Annotated in this window: 16 protein-coding genes; all 16 read right to left on the minus strand. The window is 31.2% G+C overall.

What is annotated here, in order from left to right:
• Positions 1-120: 120 nt before the first annotated feature.
• The 16 genes from ATE84_RS14435 to ATE84_RS14515 all read right to left on the minus strand — a co-directional run bounded on the left by ATE84_RS14435 (position 121) and on the right by ATE84_RS14515 (position 17,921).
• Positions 121-984, minus strand: coding sequence for a DKNYY domain-containing protein (locus ATE84_RS14435; RefSeq protein ID WP_101448627.1), 864 nt, complete (start codon positions 982-984; stop codon positions 121-123).
• 119 nt (positions 985-1,103) lie between these two features.
• Positions 1,104-1,895, minus strand: coding sequence for a DJ-1/PfpI family protein (locus ATE84_RS14440; protein ID WP_101448628.1), 792 nt, complete (start codon positions 1,893-1,895; stop codon positions 1,104-1,106).
• Between the two features lie 114 nt (positions 1,896-2,009).
• Positions 2,010-2,486, minus strand: a complete 477-nt coding sequence (locus ATE84_RS14445) for a hypothetical protein (RefSeq protein WP_101448629.1) — start codon at positions 2,484-2,486, stop codon at positions 2,010-2,012.
• Between the two features lie 85 nt (positions 2,487-2,571).
• The gene (locus tag ATE84_RS14450; protein ID WP_101448630.1) at positions 2,572-2,784 is read right to left on the minus strand and encodes a hypothetical protein; all 213 of its coding nucleotides are present in this window, start codon (positions 2,782-2,784) and stop codon (positions 2,572-2,574) included.
• Entirely contained in the window at positions 2,774-3,613 is an 840-nt protein-coding gene (locus ATE84_RS14455) for a bifunctional 2-polyprenyl-6-hydroxyphenol methylase/3-demethylubiquinol 3-O-methyltransferase UbiG (protein WP_101448631.1), read from the minus strand. Before ATE84_RS14455 ends, ATE84_RS14450 begins: the two co-directional genes overlap by 11 nt.
• A gap of 694 nt (positions 3,614-4,307) precedes the next feature.
• The gene (locus ATE84_RS14465) at positions 4,308-7,679 is read right to left on the minus strand and encodes a sialate O-acetylesterase (RefSeq protein WP_101448632.1); all 3,372 of its coding nucleotides are present in this window, start codon (positions 7,677-7,679) and stop codon (positions 4,308-4,310) included.
• Positions 7,680-8,549: 870 nt separating this feature from the next.
• Entirely contained in the window at positions 8,550-9,752 is a 1,203-nt protein-coding gene (locus ATE84_RS14470) for a hypothetical protein (protein ID WP_101448633.1), read from the minus strand.
• 247 nt (positions 9,753-9,999) lie between these two features.
• Positions 10,000-10,821, minus strand: coding sequence for a maleylpyruvate isomerase N-terminal domain-containing protein (locus tag ATE84_RS14475; protein WP_101448634.1), 822 nt, complete (start codon positions 10,819-10,821; stop codon positions 10,000-10,002).
• Between the two features lie 180 nt (positions 10,822-11,001).
• Positions 11,002-11,799: a hypothetical protein gene (locus tag ATE84_RS26470; protein ID WP_199176881.1), complete on the minus strand. Its 798-nt coding sequence runs from the start codon at positions 11,797-11,799 to the stop codon at positions 11,002-11,004.
• A 94-nt stretch (positions 11,800-11,893) separates the two neighbouring features.
• Positions 11,894-12,517, minus strand: a complete 624-nt coding sequence (locus tag ATE84_RS14485) for a class I SAM-dependent methyltransferase (RefSeq protein ID WP_101448635.1) — start codon at positions 12,515-12,517, stop codon at positions 11,894-11,896.
• 217 nt (positions 12,518-12,734) lie between these two features.
• Positions 12,735-14,222 (minus strand): serine hydrolase, encoded by a 1,488-nt coding sequence (locus ATE84_RS14490; protein WP_101448636.1) that lies wholly within the window; start codon positions 14,220-14,222, stop codon positions 12,735-12,737.
• A gap of 209 nt (positions 14,223-14,431) precedes the next feature.
• Positions 14,432-14,779: a hypothetical protein gene (locus ATE84_RS14495; RefSeq protein ID WP_101448637.1), complete on the minus strand. Its 348-nt coding sequence runs from the start codon at positions 14,777-14,779 to the stop codon at positions 14,432-14,434.
• A complete protein-coding gene (locus ATE84_RS14500; protein WP_101448638.1) occupies positions 14,776-15,336 on the minus strand; it encodes a hypothetical protein in 561 nt (186 codons plus the stop codon). The genes ATE84_RS14495 and ATE84_RS14500 overlap by 4 nt, the downstream gene beginning before the upstream one ends.
• A gap of 122 nt (positions 15,337-15,458) precedes the next feature.
• Positions 15,459-16,190: an MBL fold metallo-hydrolase gene (locus ATE84_RS14505; RefSeq protein WP_233195814.1), complete on the minus strand. Its 732-nt coding sequence runs from the start codon at positions 16,188-16,190 to the stop codon at positions 15,459-15,461.
• Between the two features lie 153 nt (positions 16,191-16,343).
• Positions 16,344-17,207, minus strand: a complete 864-nt coding sequence (locus ATE84_RS14510; RefSeq protein ID WP_101448640.1) for a CPBP family intramembrane glutamic endopeptidase — start codon at positions 17,205-17,207, stop codon at positions 16,344-16,346.
• Positions 17,208-17,414: 207 nt separating this feature from the next.
• The gene (locus tag ATE84_RS14515) at positions 17,415-17,921 is read right to left on the minus strand and encodes a hypothetical protein (protein WP_101448641.1); all 507 of its coding nucleotides are present in this window, start codon (positions 17,919-17,921) and stop codon (positions 17,415-17,417) included.
• Position 17,922: the final 1 nt, after the last annotated feature.

A 17,922-nucleotide genomic window follows, 5' to 3' on the forward strand; every position in this document is an offset into this window, starting at 1 on the left:
TGAATAGAGACGATTTTTGGATAAATCTATAAGCTATAAATTTGCTCGACACCTTGGGAGTTTCAATGTTTATAAATGCAAGTTTGGGTAACTTTTTTCTATACTATGTTTTAATGTAATTCAGCTTTTGTTGTAAATAGTTTTTTCTAATTCATACCACCAATATTCTGAGCTCAATTCTTCTCTTTTTGATTCAAATAAAGGAGCATTATGTTTGAAGTCATATTTATCAAGAGAATCTTCTTTCGATAAATATTTAGAAATGGGTTTAAATTTGTCTGAAACAATCCCGTGAATGCTGTTGTTTTTTATGATGTTACAAAATACCAAAGAATCAATATCTACTCCTTCGATTTTTTTTATCGTTTGTAAATCATAAGCATAAACATTGTAGTTGTCGGCAAAAAAGAAAGGCGTAATTCTCTTAAGACTAGAATGAACTCCTTTAACTAACTTACCCTTCCAATATACTTTTTCATCAGAGGTCGCTATTTTAGAGTTCCAAAGCGATAGTATTTGTTTTGATTTTTCAGAGGGATGTAGCTTCAACCATTCTTGTCTGTAGGTATTGTCGAAAAATAGTTCTAAATGATTTTCCTTTATAATTTTTCCGCCTGGACCATAATAGTATCTATGTTTGTCTTTTGCATAATTTTTACCTAGAGGTTCAAAAGTGTCAAAATCAACTTTACCTTTAATAGGCGTTAAAAACATTTTTGTTGAATTACTTTTTTCTATTAGAGAGAAACCATAGAGAGTTTTTTCATTTCTAAAGAAGGTTTGACTAAGCCATTCACAATCATTAGGATTTACTTCAATCGGTGTATCTCTTCTATTTGATATTACCCAATTCAGCAATTTTCCATCCTGCTGAAAGTAGTTATCAATCAGATGGTTTTCTCGAATAGAAATCCTACTAATTATTTGATAGTTCATTCCGTAGCCAATATTTCCTTTTGGAAAAGCATTTTCTGGTAATGTCATCTCTAATTGTTTATAAAGTCTAGTATAAGAAACGTAGGGCAGGGGATAAGCGATACGTTTTGCTAATAAGCACCCACCTTTCGGTTAAGGATAAAAACCCTGTGTTTTCTTGTATATTACTAGCGATCCGTACTTTTGGTTTTTCTTCTATACTTCATTCCATTTGGAGCTATTGGCCAATCTTCTTTCTCATGGAATTCGTATTGTAAAGCTCTTGAAATCATTTGTTTTATTTTCTCTCCACTATGATTGCCTACAATGTATAATGCAGTATCTATTCCGGAAGTAATTCCAGATGATGTAATAAACTTTTTTTCATCTACAAAACGGACATTTTTAATCAATTCAATTTGTGAATATTGTTTAGAAAAATCGTCTGCTACAAAATAATGAGTAGTGGCTTTTTTATTATTTAATGCGTTTGTATTTGCTAATAGATAAGAACCTGTACATATTGATACAGTTTTTGTCTTTTCTTTATTACTCCAATCCGTTATAAAATTTGTAAATGTATTATTCTCAATTAAAGTATTAATAACCGGCATACTTGCTCCAGGAATTATTAAGTAATTGGCCTCGGGCATATTGTTAATAGTATAATCAGCCTTTAATTTAATTATATTGTTTTCGGTTCTAATTATTGATGTATCTAATGCAACTGTAAAAATTTCATATTTTCCTTTAGTCAATTTTCTTGCTTTAGAAAAAACTTCGATAGGCCCTGCAAAATCTTGTAATACTACATTTTGATATATTAATATTGCTATTTTTTGGGTTTCTATTTCACCTTTAGTGGACTCAGTAATAGAATCCATCATTTTATTATGATTAATTTCTTGAGCAGAACAATCTAAGATGCCTAAACTAAAAGCAAATATGGAGGAACAGAATGCAATTATTATGTGTTTCATTTAAAATAGAACTCGTTTAATTTATTAAAATCTAGTGCCAGAGAAAATATTAAATAATTATTTGATCTGGCACTAAATTGCTTTGATTTTATATATAATGTTACTATATATGTTTTATTTCGTTGTCGATCGATTTTTCATCTTAAAAATTAGAACACTTAATAATGCTCCAATTAAAAAACCAATAAATAAATATGTGCTGAAATTTAGGTTCTGAAAATCCATTGAATTCTGAATTCCGTTTTCAAGATTATATTCCGACAATTTTTGTAATTGATTATTCAGTTGAAATATTCTTAGTTGCCAACTTAAAATTCCACATCCGAATATTATTCCAAGAGTTGCTATAGTTTGATTTCTAGATTTTAATCCCGAAAATTTATTTGAGATTAAATACAAAACAGGAATAACCCCAATTGACAATGTGAATATTAAGTGAGATTTAAATTGCTCACTCATAGTGTAACTAACAATTTTGATATTTCTTTTGTTAAGTTGAGAGAATGAAATATCGAGAAAACTCCCTTTGATTAAGAATCCGATAACAACTAATACTACTATCATTCCAATAGATATCAATATTTTTTTCATTAATTTTTGCTGCTAAGGTCTTGGCTCTGGTTAATATGAGAATTAAAAGTAGTAAACTTTCGATTAAGTACTTAGCCAAATTTTTTTATTTTGTTTTATTTTTCCTTTTCGCTATTTTCATGCAACTATAATTACAAGCTCCATTCTCCAAATATTCAATTTTATGTTCGGATAGAAGTCGAACAATTAGTTCTCTTGTTTCTTTTTCATCAAGTCCGAGTTTTTCTCCAAGGTCTATTTCATTCAACTGACCATTGTCTTCAATTAATGTTTTATAATATTTTTCTTTATTTTTCATAAGTTGTTTGTTTTTTTACTGCTATCATCATATGAGGGCTAAAAGGTAAAAGATAGCTGTCATTTTCTGTAATCTGTGTAAGTTCTAATAATGTTTTTTTCTTTTTGTCATTCAACATATTAGTAAAATAATTTTTGTCTAACCAAGCCATTCCTTCAACGGCATAAGTAGTAAGATAAGTTAATTCTTGGTTTATAAATTCGTCTTTAAGCTGTTCAGGTTTATGATAATATGCTTCAGCTAAAAGCCAAGGGAAATCATCTGGAGGATTGTGTATTCCATTTGTCAATTCATCTTTACACATTTCAAAAAATGTTCTTTTATGGATGAGTCCATTTAAAAGACCTACCAGAGTGGATGCGGTATAATTGATAGCAAAACCCAAAATGATTCCGTTATTTTTTAAAACACGTTTCGCTTCTCGAATACTTAATTCTCTATCTTCTTTTTTTTGAAGATGATATAGGGGGCCGTGCAAAATTATTAGGTCAGCAAAATTATTTGGGAATTTTAAACTTCTAGATTCTCCCAAATGAATAGAAAACTTGTTTTTTAGTTTATTGGCTCTGTTTTGCGCTATTTTTATATGTTTTGAAACGGGTTCGACTAAATGAACTTGATGTCCTTTTTTTGCAAGCCATTCTGAATATTTCCCTGTTCCACCACCAATGTCAATTATTTTTGAAGATTGAGTTGGAATATATTTTTCTATGAGTGATTTGATTCTCTCAAATTCAAAAATACCCATTCCTTTGTTAAGTCTGGTTTCTTCAGATGCTGTATTATAAAATAGCTCTATATTTCTACTTATTAACTGTTTTTTATTCATTTTTCATTCATTATAACATGACCACATTTCGAAATGCAGAATGCATTACAAAGTGATAAGGCAATCGATTTAAAATCAATTGTTCTGTTTAAGGTTTTGATAAAAAAATTAGATATGATTACCTGTACATTATAAAATCCAAGGATCTTTATGTATTAATTTCTCGTTTTATAGAGAACGTCTTTTTAGTAAGACTCAAGTAATATGTTGAATTAGTATAACAGACTACAAAGATATTAATTCTGAATTAATTTTTTCTTAGTAGTTGGTTTTGTTTTTTATGGTGTTTTGCAAGACCAATTTGATTTAAAATTCCTTATTTTTTTCTCGGGCATCCCTTTCTTATTGTTTGTGACAGGAAGTTTCGGTTTGTTGTGGCCGAAAAATAAACCGACTGGAGATGAGGTCTACATTAGTCATGCTTTATTAATAGGAGTTCTTTTTATTATTCTATTTTTATTCATGTTTGGATTATTTTACCTCGTATTTGTCTAAACTTCGGAGCATGTTTAGGTGTTTGATTTTTATCAAATTATGTAGATTAAAAATGATGACTTGATAGAGATAATTTAGCTATTATCTCTATCAAGTCATCATTTTATGCTTGCAGGCAACATCTTGTATAAGAAATGTAGGGCAGGTGATAAGCGATACATTTCGGATGAGTACTAAGCAAAATCTAAATATTTTGCTTTTACTGTTTTATTATTCTTTGAACCTTCAAGAAATTGTTCATCTCATCTATTAATTTTATAAGATACAGCCCTTTTGGTAATGTCGAAAGGTTTATTTTTTCTGTTGCTTTGGTTGGGTTGATTGTTCGATGAATTTGTCCTAAGAGATCAAATATTTTAATCTGATATAGATTTGAATTGCTTTTAATCGTTAACTCATTTAGAACAGGATTTGGAAAAATTTGAATCCTGTTTTCATGTACATCTTTAATAACTAATGTTGCATTAGGATCAAAGAAACCAAAATCAATAGTATTATTTCCACTAGAATCAAAATCAAAGAAACAATTAAACGGGTCACCATCGTTTAAAGGTTCTCCATCTATCGTTAAGGTGACGATACCCGACATAATATCCGTAAATGGTTTTCCAGAACCATTATTATCTAAATCTGTATCGTTATTAGCATTGGCTACAAACCCATTTGAAGACACAAATCCGTTTAGTGGTTCTCCTACACCCCAATTATTTAAACTCCAAACGAACGCTACATAATTCCCTGGTTGCAAATCAGAAAAGCGGTAATATCCATCAGCATCTGTTATTTTAACACCTTCGAAACCTTGCCAGTCAGGAATATTATCACCATCAGAATCGCTCCATAATAGAACAGATACACCTGGAATCCCTGGCTCATTTGGATCATTGATTCCGTCTCTGTTAAGATCATTCCATACTCTATTTCCTATTGAAACTACTTTTGGTAAAATTTGTTGGCCTTCACCACAATCATCATTACAAAAGGCCATTTCATTGATTGCCAAAATCATTTCCTTTCCAATTGAGTTTCCGATATTTAAAAAAGTAAGTGCATTATTATTAAAATGAAAAACTCCGTTATATGGTGATATTGATGCATTAAGATAAAATTGCTTGGTATCCACAAAACCAATGTGACCACCATACGTTACGTCATCACAAGCCACCTTTTCCTGTGCAACCGATATTATATTTTGTATACCTTGGACCCAATGGTCATAACTTAGAAAATATCCACCATGCCCAGAACTAGCGACAACTATTGGGAGATCTGGAATTGCTAAATCAGTTCTTACATCATTTATTAGATGGTTGAGATTACTTTCATATTCATTCAGAAAATCATTATTCTTGCCGTCATTCCACCCTTGAAACCAAGCAAATCCTGAAATTTCAAAATCATTTGTTCCAATATTTGGAAACTCTGTCGATAGATTTTGAGTAACATGCTGTATGATTTGAATCATTTTGTTATAGAATGGCCCAGTTTTACCAACAGCGGAAGGTGGACGGAAGTCCTCTGCTAAACTTTTTCCACCCCAGGCCGTTTTGATAATCAGTATGGGATCATCATAATACTCATCTAATTGGTGCGCAAACATTAATTCTGGACCAATTGAATTAGAGTTAGCACCTTGACCAACGGTAACTTTTTCTCTAATTGTTCCTTGATGACCTTCATAATACAGATGAACATTATTCAGCGTAGTCCAATTATTGTCTTGTCCAATTACTGACCAATCGCCACTCGTGTCGTTTTGGATAACATCTATCAAATCGCCTGGATCATTTTCGGGATCAACAACAGTACCTTGTCCTTGCATATTTGACTGCCCAGCTAAAATAAAAACTCTTACTTTACTTGGCGTTTTTTGCTGTCTGGTAACGATAGGCACATAACCGATTTCGAAACCAGCAGGTGGCTGAATAATTACATTTGGGTCAATTGTAGCTAAATTCCCTGCTGATGGAGGAGCTAAATATTCATCCGTATGATTCCAATTAGAATGAATAAGTTCAACTCTAGCTTGCATTGCCGTACGCATGCTAGTTGGTAGATTTGCGTTTATAATCGCAGGTTGGTCAATAAAGCGATACCAGTAATATGTAACGGTTGTTCCATCACCTAAATCCGCAGTAAAAGGGCCGGCTGAAGGGCCAGGGTTATTCCAAGGGCCATTTGGGTCTTGCCAGTGGCAATCTGATTCCAATGGAGTCAAATAAGTAATTTCACTTCTTGGACTTGCAGGAATGTCTGTAGCTATCAAATTAGTAGAAGCAGGAACATTTGTAGCATCAATTGGGCGCCATTTATTATCTGGATCAAGCCTAAAATACTCGGGTAAAATAAAATTACCATTATTTTTATCAACAGTATTTAGATCATATTCAAAACCCATTGTATTGGTGGTTTGTTGAACATTATTTATATAAGTCAAGTCAATTGGATGGTCTAAACCATTTTGCCGACTTTCAGAAATTTCACCGCTCATTGAACCACCATTATTCGAAAAGGAGACATCAATAACCCCTGTCTGGTTCATTCCTGGTTGAACTATTGCACCGCCATTGAACCAAGTTTCCATATCATTCCAAAGTGCATTTTGAGAATAAGCAGTAACTTGATTCATTATAATTGAGTTATTTTCATCACTAATTGGAAATTGTATTCTTTCTATTTTTGCATAACGAGTTCCACTATTATCTGAAGAAATTATTGCTGGAAAAAGTGCTTGCTCCACACCAAGACCAACATTAGGATTCGATGGTCTTGTGTCAAAAAATAAGCCTTCTAAAGCCGGATTAGCCAATACAGGTTTCGTCCAGAAAGTTGGTAAGAAGAAAGCTGCAGGTCCTTTGAAGTTCGTAGAATTCATAAATAATGTCCAACACTGATTTCCTGTTTCAATATTTACACCAGCTGTTTGCGCCATCGGATCGGTTAAAGGTAAAGGTGTGTAACCATAGCCTAACAATTCGCCATTTAAACTTTGCGCCATGTTTAGCCCATCAGGTGCCCAAAGCAACCTATTTGATAATTGAGCAATACCATATTTACCTCCTGGCGTACTCCAATCTCTTTGTCCGTTTCGTAACATTGAACTTTTTCCAGCACCAGGGCCATTTGCCCAAGCGAAAAAATTATGTGAAACGCCACCCATTATAAATTTTGGATGTTTAGTTCCAAAACGTGTATCCATCCACCAGCCTAAACCACCTTCAATAGTTGTATAAAATTTAGCAGGTTCATTACCTGTTCGTTGTGTGGTTAACCAAGAACTCCCAAGTCCTGTCTGGAAATTTGATGCTCCTGGATAATCTTTAAAGATTGGCCATGCAGCACTGTACATCGTATATCCTGCTCCAAAACTAACGTCTTTCACTTTTTTAGTTGTTATCCACGTAAATCCTGTTCTTCGTGCATTAACTACTTGAGCATTGGCTTCATAAAATATAGTTGAAAAAATGATAATAAACAGACTGACCAATAGCGGTAAATTCAAAATGCGGTCTCTAATAGTATCATTGTAAAAACGTATTTTAGATAAATTCATTTGATTTTTATAAGTCATAATAATTGTGTTAATAGGCTACAACATTCAGTATATGAAACATAGCATACTAGGCTGAGCCAAATTTTTATATTTTGTTTTTAACGTATCAATCTTAAAAGCCATACTTCGACAAGCTCAGCAAAGGCTTTACATATTTGACGACTTTACAAATAGGTAATGATCTTTGGATTAAATACTTAAGTCCCTATTTGTTATGTATAGTGTTCGCGAATTTTATTTATGAATCAATTCATCTTATAGTTATCCAAAGCAACTAAATTTTAGTTTTTATCATGTTCAATACTATCCAAATAATGTTTGGTTTTATCCAAAATGCTTTTTTAGCCTATAATGAGGAGTTACCTGATAGAAGTGACTGGACAAGCTTTACGTTTTAACCTTGTATTGTTGGTCTCATCAAGGAAAAGATGTTAAGAGGGTTTTAGTAAAGGTGGACAGAAGATTACTGAGTCATATTCATGCTATTATTAGAACAGAAACGAGAGGTAAGTTAAAATATAAGCCTACAAACTCAACAATGTTTTTGGTACAAAAGTGGACAGCTAAATAATTTGGGTGAAACCTTATAAAAGTTATCACATTGCTATAGTAAGTTGCCTTGTTTGCAATATTTCAACAATATAAAATTATTAGTATGAGATAATTAGAATATCGTATTTTTAACCTATGACTTAGGAAAGGGCTGTACATAGGACTTGGTATTAGTAAATGTTTTTTCAGATTCCACACAAAAATTCCCTTCATTATTAAATTCAAGATAATAGCTGTTGTAAGGTGCTTTTTGATAGATTAACTTATAATAACAAATTTGTGTCAAGATAGACTTAAAAAGACTTGTTTGTTGACTCAGTTTTTTATCAGAAGCAGTTAATTCCTTTTTTTGGGAACAAGCGTATTTTTCATAGGTTCTTGAGGTTTAATGGTTTTTTTTATAAAATCATCTAGTGTGTCAACGCCATGTTTACTTAAAAAATCAGATAATTGATTTCCGTGTAGTAGTGATAATCTTCTTTTCAACTCTTGAATAAATGAATTTGTATAGATAAAATCAACTTTTCCTGAGAAATGTAATTCTTCTAAAGGAGCTAAGAAAATGAGACCATCATAAGCATCATACATGGTTTGATCATGCGCCACATTTAACATATGATTACCTGTATAAGGTGTTTTTCCAAAAACATTTTTTTCTAATGGAATTGCTATAGGGACATTGCCATTTTCTTTAAATGCGTTATCCCATCGTCCATTGTCTATTCTTACCCATTTATAAGAAACTCTGTCTAATCCTTCGGTTGATTTGAATGTAGAATTGTCTAATTTCGATTGGATTGAAAGGTTTACATTGTGTAAACGGATGGAGTATGTTTTTTTTGGATGCCATTGATTTAAGAACGTTCCTGTATTCCAGTAAAATTTTCCACTAGATTTTTTTACCCCTTTATATGCATGTCTTGTATTGGTCAGAAATATACCTTTCGCTCCAATTTTGAAATCCTCTAATGTTTGTAAGATAATTTTATACATAAAATAATCTCTACCTACCAATGATTCCTGAAAGAATTCATAATCTTTTCGGGTTTGGATTGCACTCCAATAAATGGGCTGATTTACACATATCACTTGAATTTTATCAGATTCTGAAAGTTGAGAGTTTTCTTCCCAAATAGTTTCTAGTAAATCAAGATACGTTTTATAACGCCAACCATAACCGCTATAATCATTTTGAAAAACAGATAACAATATCATATTATCCTTTATCGAATTACTAAAATACTCATCGATATAGGGTTGAGAAGTGGTTGAAAACACTTCAATGAAGATATACTTGACTTTACTCTTAAATTGATCGTTCCTTATTAATTCCTGATAAAAATCAAAAGGCTCTTTAGCTAAATGCAATGCATCATCAAAAATAAGTAGATCAACACTCTCCAACAGATCGTTTACGAATTTGACCGGCTCCTGACCTTTTTCTTCAAGAACTTCCAAGTAACCCTTGTTTAATTTATTTTCTTGCGAGTAAGATAGTAGAGAGAAAATAATAAACATTGAAAGAATAGCCTTTTTCATAATTGATGTGTCTTTACATTTTATTTAAGACCTCTTTTTTTGTAAAAGGTTACAAAAGTGCTTTTTATTGTTTCTAATGTTATGAGTATGTGTCGTAGCAGGACAAAAAGTTACCTAGCTATGGGCAAGTTCGCGTATATTTTATACTTTATTCAGCTTTAAAATTACTGCGCTATCATAACTATACAAGAACCATTCGATAAATTACTAATCTGCTATGAACACATACACTGTTGGCATTAGTTTCTTAAACCATAAATGAAACCAAACTAATTGCTTCATTCCCAATTTTTTGATTTCCTATTATTTTAATCTTGTCAGTCAAATCACTTGGCCGTAAACTCTTTGAAAATAATTTCCACGAAGAGTCTTGGTCGATTGAAATTTCTGTAATTGGCAAATTCTCCGATAATGAATCAATAATTTTCCAGCTTTTTCCATTATATTGTACATACCATATTCCACCAGCTTTTCCTGTTATTTCCATTTTGATTGTGTCATCAATTTCCGCTTTAGTATCTCTAAGCGTATAAGGTAGGGCAAACATACAAACTTCTAAAAAAGGATAAAAATAACGTTTAGTCATTAATCCTTGTTTTCCTACAGCATCTCTTATTTGTTGTTGATGTAAGAATTTTTCAGTGTATTCTCGTGCAATATGCATCCAATTTTTGCTTTCATTTTCTCCAGCCCAGGCTACAGAATACTCAGCTTTTTCTAAAAGGTCTAGCGAACCATAATATTTGCAAAATTTGGGTCCTGTATGTTCAAGTAAATCAATTAACATTTTGGGACTTACTCTTTTCATTGATGTCACCCATTCTGCATTCATAGCATTTAGAAAATCTAATAAATCTTGATAAGAGTTTATAACTGGTGGTTCTCCTTTGTAATTATCTCGCAACCCAGACAAGGTTCTAATATTTCCATCTAAGAGATGTGCAACAACATCCTTAACCTTCCATAGTTTTGCTATGGTCTGTTTATTCCATTCTTCATTATTGAGGCTTCTTAGCAATGCAAACAATTTTGTGTCTAAATCTTGAAATTTATCTGTTAAATCAATCATTGTTTTCTAATTAATGAGAACATCTTGTATAAGAAACGTAGGGCAGGTGATAAGCGATACATTTCGGATGAGTACTAAGCCAAGTATAAATATTTTGCTTTATCATTTTTTGTAAACACCAAATTTTATAATTGGCAACTTTGCAAATAAGCATAAATATTTTGATTAAATCTAAAAGCCCTATGTTTTTTGTACATTGTTATAGTGCGTTTTTATTCGGTTTTCTATTTCAATCCAATGATCTTTTCTCATAGAATACAAAAATCGATTGTATAACTTTGTTTTCCATCTAAAAAAACTACTATTTCTTTTTAAATAAGCTTTTGTACAAGCCTCATGTAGCCATTTTTCGTCAAACCCGTTCCATTCTCCAGCTAGACTAATTTGATTTCTTTTTAAAACCGGAAAAACTTCGTACAAGTCAATTTCTTTTAATTCCGATATATGTAAGTCAGAGTTTAAAAAAGTATTAGTAATCGATTCATAATTTTCACTTTGTAATTCCGTATCTAAATAAAATTCGGAAATTGAATTCCATATTGGAATTCTTTTCTCAAGTTCTTCGATTGAGTCATCTTTTTCCCAAGGATTAATGAATTTCTCAAATTCAATCCACTCTTTTTTTATTTGGTTTATCAATTCATCCCCAGCAAAAGCAATGGTTCGTTCGTGAGTGAGATAAATCATATAGTTAACATTTTTATCAACGTAAAAAGTGTCATTTCCAGAAAACTCAACTATGTTCAGTTTGTCAATAATTTTAGTCTCTTTTGGGTAGGTGAATTCATAAATCCCTCCAGTTTTCAGGCTGTTATAAATTCTATTTAATTTGTCAAAACCGAATTTTTTATTGAACTCAACGCTATTAAAATAACATGTATTCTTTTCACTAAAATCTGAAAGAGGAATCCAAAGATTGAATGGGTTTATTTGCCATTTAGCTTTTAGTTCTTTTAGAATTTCTTTCTCGGTTTTCATTTTACTTAAAATATTCTATAACGATCCGTGTATGGTGTCGTAGCTATCACACAGGGTAGCTATCCACTATATACATCTTTGTTGGCATTAGTGTTTATTTTTTAAATATAAATGATATCAATCTTGGTATTCCATTTTCTGAGTTTTCATCAAACCACTCTTTTAATTCGATTAACTGAAAACCATTATTTTTTGCATCATCAATGTATTCTGAAATATGGTGAACATAAACTTCTAATTCTTCAGTTCCGTTTTCCGTTTCGTATTTAGCTTTACTTCCAGAATATTGCTTAAAGGAATGTAATTCACTAATAAAAAACAGTCCATTATTCTTCAGTATTCGGTTTGCTTGAGAAAAAATGTGGTCCAAATTTTCAATATGTTCAAGTGTTAAACTCGAAGTTATTAAATCCGCAAAGTTGTCCTCTATTTCCCAACCTTTAGTTAAATCAACTTTTTTGAATACTACTCTTTTATCAGATATTTTCTCTTCTGCTTTATTGAGCATTTCTTGAGAAAAGTCCAAACCAATTATTCTGTTTGCCTTATTAAGTAACCATTCTGTATTCTTTCCTGTTCCGCAACCTAATTCTAATACATTTTTAAAGTCAAAATTATTCAATGTTTCAATAGTACACTTTTTATCTAAATCCCTTGTTCGATTCTCATTTGTGTCATATTGACTTGCCCAAGCATTATATGCTTTTTCTATACTCATTCAGCTTGTTTTAATGTGTGGTAACGTCTCGCTATGGTTAGTACGGGTATTAAAAGTAGTGAATTTTCGATTGAGCACTTAGCTAAAACTTTTTATTTTGTTTTACTTTTTTGTTCTAAAGCCAAATCAAAAAGACTTGGTGGTGCCTATAAATAGTACTGAACTTTCGTAAATCACCGAATGCTCTATTTGCTATATACCATGTTGTAGGGCGTTTTTATTCGTTCTTTATTTCTTTAATCCTATTCATTATTATTGTGTCATTTGGATTAAGTTTAAGGGCTTTATTGAAATAAATCAACGATTCTTCAATTTTGCCTATTTTATATTTAATATCACCAATATGGAAAAAAGGCTTGTAATTATCAGGATTAATTTCTGAAATTTTTTCAGATGCAATGATTGCTAAATCATACTGATTATTGGTAATCAATTCTTCTATTAGCTCTTCAAATTCATAGTCTCTTATTTTATACACGGCACTATCAAAATCATTTATGTCTTTCTTATTAATTCTATCTTCCAAAACTTCTTGAAGTTGATAGCTCAACATTTTTATATATGATTTTTTTGGATACTCAATATTCTGGTTAGTTAAACAGTTGGTAATAATTTTCCTTAAACTCCAAACTGGCGCAGAAGTATTATTTAGAATAATTATAACAGTTTCTTTTTTCTTGTAATATTCAAGAAAAGAGCGATGTCCTGCAAAACCACCTGCATAAAATAGTGATTCCCCCATTATTGAATCGGTATCGGAAAACCAACCTAATGTATAATCCTTGCTCAATGGAGTTTTAATGCCTTGAGGTGATGTATATAACTTAAATAATGAGTCTGATAAAATGTCTTGATATGAAAATATTTTGGTGAATTTATAGAGGTCATTTGCTCCTGTACAAATACCTTGAGCTCCATACATATCTCCTGTAAAGGTTGCATTATCAAAGTATGGATATATACTTGGGTCAATATATTTTGCATTTCCAAAACTGAATATATAGTCATTTACGTAATACTTATTTTCTTTTGTTTTTTCATAGTTTGGAATTATTGTTCGATTCATCGCTAAAGGCTTAAATATGTAATCTTTACAGTATTGAGGATATGTTTTATCTTGCACTCTTTCTACAATAATGGCTAAAAGCGTATATCCAATATTACTATATTTCCATTCGATACCTGGATTTGATAATAGTTCAGGTGGTTTTTCAATTAATATATTAAGCAAATCTTGATTGTTGGCGATTTTTGTAGCATCCCAGTTTGGGTACAAAACTGCATTGTAGTCAGGTAATCCAGATGTATGTGAAACTAAGTGCTTAATTTTGATATTACCGTAAGGAAGTTCAGGTAAGAATTTTGTAATAAAATCATCATAACTTAATATATTTTCTGATACTAATTTTGCTATTGCTAATGCAGCAAAAGGTTTACTTACAGACGCAATTTCAAACACAGATTCACTTGTGAAATCCTCATTGGAGATTAAATTAGCTTTACCATAATACTTATGAATAATTATTTTATTTTCTTGCGCTACAAGAATTTCACCATTAAATATTTCATCTGTTACCAATTGATTGAAAACTGAATCTATTGATTTTTGTATCCGAGTATGAGATGTATCAATTTGGGTTGACTTGTTATTACAACTTAAGATAGTTATTAGATAAACAAGACTGAAAAATAACTTTAATTTCATTTGTACATTTCTTTTTGTTAATGCCCTATAACGTTTAACTATGCGTAGTGCGGAGGCAGAAAATCACTAGTTTTCGAGCTAGCACTTAGCCAAAGTTTATGTTTTGTTTTTATATTTTCTAAAATACTAAATTTAAATCTTTGGCGACAAACGAAATGAGCGATTACTTTTCGATTAAACCAAAACTCCGCATTATCGCATAAATGTTGTTACCCAACGTTTTTTATTTCAATTTTGTTTTCAATCCAATCGTGGAAATATATTACTAATCCAATTAATAGATGAAAACCAATTAATATTTGTCCAAGTAATTCTACGGAACCTTTTGAATACATTCCAAATAATCCTGTGACAATATGATAAGCTGTCAATAAGAAAAGTCCAACATTGGATTTACTACTCAAAACCCAAAATATAAGTATTAATTGAATTGTTAATCGCCCGATTTGAGTCGGAAGTCTTTCTGAACCGATTTTATTGTAAACTAAAATCATCAAAATGATTTCAATTATGATTGTTAAAATTATGGCTGAAATTAAAACAGGTCTATCTTTCATTTACCTTCTCTATATAATTTCTGTTTATGTTCGTGTTCATATTTCCATATTCTATATCGTATTTTACCTAAAAACTTGTTGAATTCGTGTCTAATTCCACCAAGTTCCCAGTTTACGTCAAATTTTTTCTCAAGTTTTGTTGAATTTGGGGATTTAGCAATATATGATGGTCGAGCAACTTTACAATGTAGCATTGGCTCATTATTTATGATTGTTGGATAAAATTCTGCTGTATGAGAAGTTTTTAAAAAGTATCTTATTTCTATTATAGTTTTATCCGACAACGATTTATATATGTAAAGGTTTATGTCGTAAAGATTTTCATAAATCGCAGTCAATTCAGCCACAATTCCGTTCAACGATTTGGGCGGTTTTTTGTTATTAACTTTTTTTCGAATTTTAGCACGTTCAAAATAATTACCCCAAATATTTTCATCAATTTCCGACATTATATATTCACAATTTCTCGATATTTTATTCCAACAAATATCAGTCGCTATATCAATCAAACTTGATGTAGCATCTAAAATTTTACTTTCGAGTTCTGCTTTTTTCATAATGTTGGGTAACGTTTCGTATAACCGTCAGTTAGGGGTTTATATGCGTTAATTTTAGATTAAGTACAGGCTTTAGCAAATACACGTGGATTCAGACGTAGTCTAATCCGCCATAATTGCGTTTATACATTGTTACCCACTGACTTTTTTATTTCAAATTCAGTTGGGTCGTGATAACCAAAATATTCCATTTGATTACCACACCGTTCAATAATTTCTCTCACTTTATCTAAAGATTCCAATCTCAAATTATTATCTACAGCTCTAATTGTTGCTAATTGGTCAACAGGATGATTTTTATCTTCCAATTCAGCTCTTAAATAATAAGCATCTCCAACATAAAAGGTCCATTGGTCATTGGTTTTTATGGCAATCCCACAATGTCCGAGTGTATGTCCGAACAATGGGATTAAGAGTACTTCTGTCTGTATGTTCAAATCAACTTTTCTTGCAGGAAGTCCAAACCATTCAGTATCGTTAGTTTCATAAAGTTTCAAATCTGGATTATGGGATAGTTGTTGCTGTAAATATCTTTCGTTTCCACTTTTAAAACTTTCATATTCTTCTTTTGAAACGTGAACTTTAGCTTTAGGGAAGTCTGCCAACCCTCCGATATGGTCAGGGTCAAGATGCGAACAGATTATATTCTCAACATTTTTAGGTTTAAGTCCAAGTTTTTCAACCTGTCTAATAGCCGTTAAACTTTCTTCAAATTCAAATCCAGTAACCTCTATCAATTCTTTTCCTAATCTCTTTTCGGGCTCTTTGGATTCCAAAATACCGATTCCTGCATCAATGAGTATAAGTTTTTCATTTTCTTGAATGAGTAAGCAATGTCCGATAGCAGAACCCATTGGTGATTCAATTTTCACACAATTTAAATGATGAATTTTTGTCATAGTTATTTCCGTAGTTTTTTTGTTCAGCTGTTCATTAAGGGACATGGTTTACACAAGTTAAAGATTAGGGTTTACACTAAATTAGTTTCTAACCTTGTAGATTGTTGTTTATTCCCTCCAGTACGGTTTAATAATTTTCCCTTCTTTATGACTTAATACTAAAAGAATAATTGTTGCAATAAGACAAAAAAATGTTGCTTGTATTGAACCTTCTGGTCCAAATTGTCCGCCCGTAAACCATTCTGCACCTTCTATTTTAGAGGTTATTAATGTTTTGGAAATTGTATTTCCTGATACATTAGCTCCGAAAATAGCAGATTGCGTGAAATTCCAAGCAAAGTGAATCGCAATTGGGAACCATAAATTTCTTGTGTATATATAGGCAGCTCCAAGTAGTAAACCTGCCTGAATTGCAAGCCCAATTCCAGCACTTAATGAACTGTTTGGATTGCTTATGTGCAATGCTCCAAATATAAAAGCCGAAATTAAAAGAGATATGTAACTTCCTAATTTTTCTTCTGGAATTCTAAATATTATGCCTCTAAATAAAGTTTCTTCAATAATGGCAGCAGTAATACCACTTGTTAAAGGTGGAATGATAAATAAAATAGGATTAATAGATATAACAGAATATCCGCCTTTTAGGTAAATTACTAAAATTGTTAACGATTGCAGGATTACTCCTAAAACAAGTCCAATCAATAAGTTTTTAATAATGCCTTTTTTCGAGAATTCTGTAATTTCTCTTTTTTCATAAAATTTAAATAAATAAGTATAAGAAATTATAGCAAGTACTGCGACAAATATTCCTCCAATTAGAGTTTTCAAATCCTTATCAATATTCGTGAAATTTAACCCTTTTTGAATTAGAGTCTGTCCAAGTCCAATAATTAATCCACAGACAATAAGTCCGATTATTACTTTAGTCAAAGGAAAGTGAAGAATTTTTTGTTTAATGTTTTTTTTATCCATTATCTTTTTAATTTGTATTGATACTTTTAATGTCTTGTCCTAAAATATGGCTACAGGACAAAATGTTGTCTAACTATCAACTTTATCTGCGCATTGATTGCTATTTTTTTCATTTTGCGAGCATTGCGCTAACATAAATATACAAGAACCAATCGATTAATTCCTAATCAGCTATGATCGCATATATAGTGTTGTACACCGTTTTTATTAATTCATTAATTCTTTCATTCTGTTATTAAATACAGTATAAATCTCTTCAGCTTTTAATTCCGTTTTATTCTTGCTACAGTCTCCTCCTAGCATCACAACTACTATTTCTTTATTTTTAATAGTTTTTGTATTAACTCCGAAAATGGGAGCATATCCACCAGAAAATTCGAAAAGTGTATAGTATTTTAATTCAGAAAATTTGTCCGCTATTTTCACAATACGTTTTTTCAATTCTTTCTTTTCTTCATCCGTCAATTTTAAACTTTCACTTAATTTATAGGGAGTAACACAGGAAATTACTGAATTCAAGTCAGAATTTAGTTTCTCTTTAAGTTCGACTATTATTTTATCTTCTTGTAGTTCCGTAACTATTAGATTTAGTACATGGTTTACTTGTTTATCAGAACCTTCTAGTTCAGATATTTGTTTAAGTAAAGGATTTTCTTGTGCTTTTAATGATAAAGAAAGGAAAATCAATAATAATGAGTAGAAGACTTTTTTCATA

This window comes from Aquimarina sp. MAR_2010_214 (genome assembly GCF_002846555.1).
In the GTDB taxonomy this organism is placed as follows: Bacteria; Bacteroidota; Bacteroidia; order Flavobacteriales; family Flavobacteriaceae; genus Aquimarina.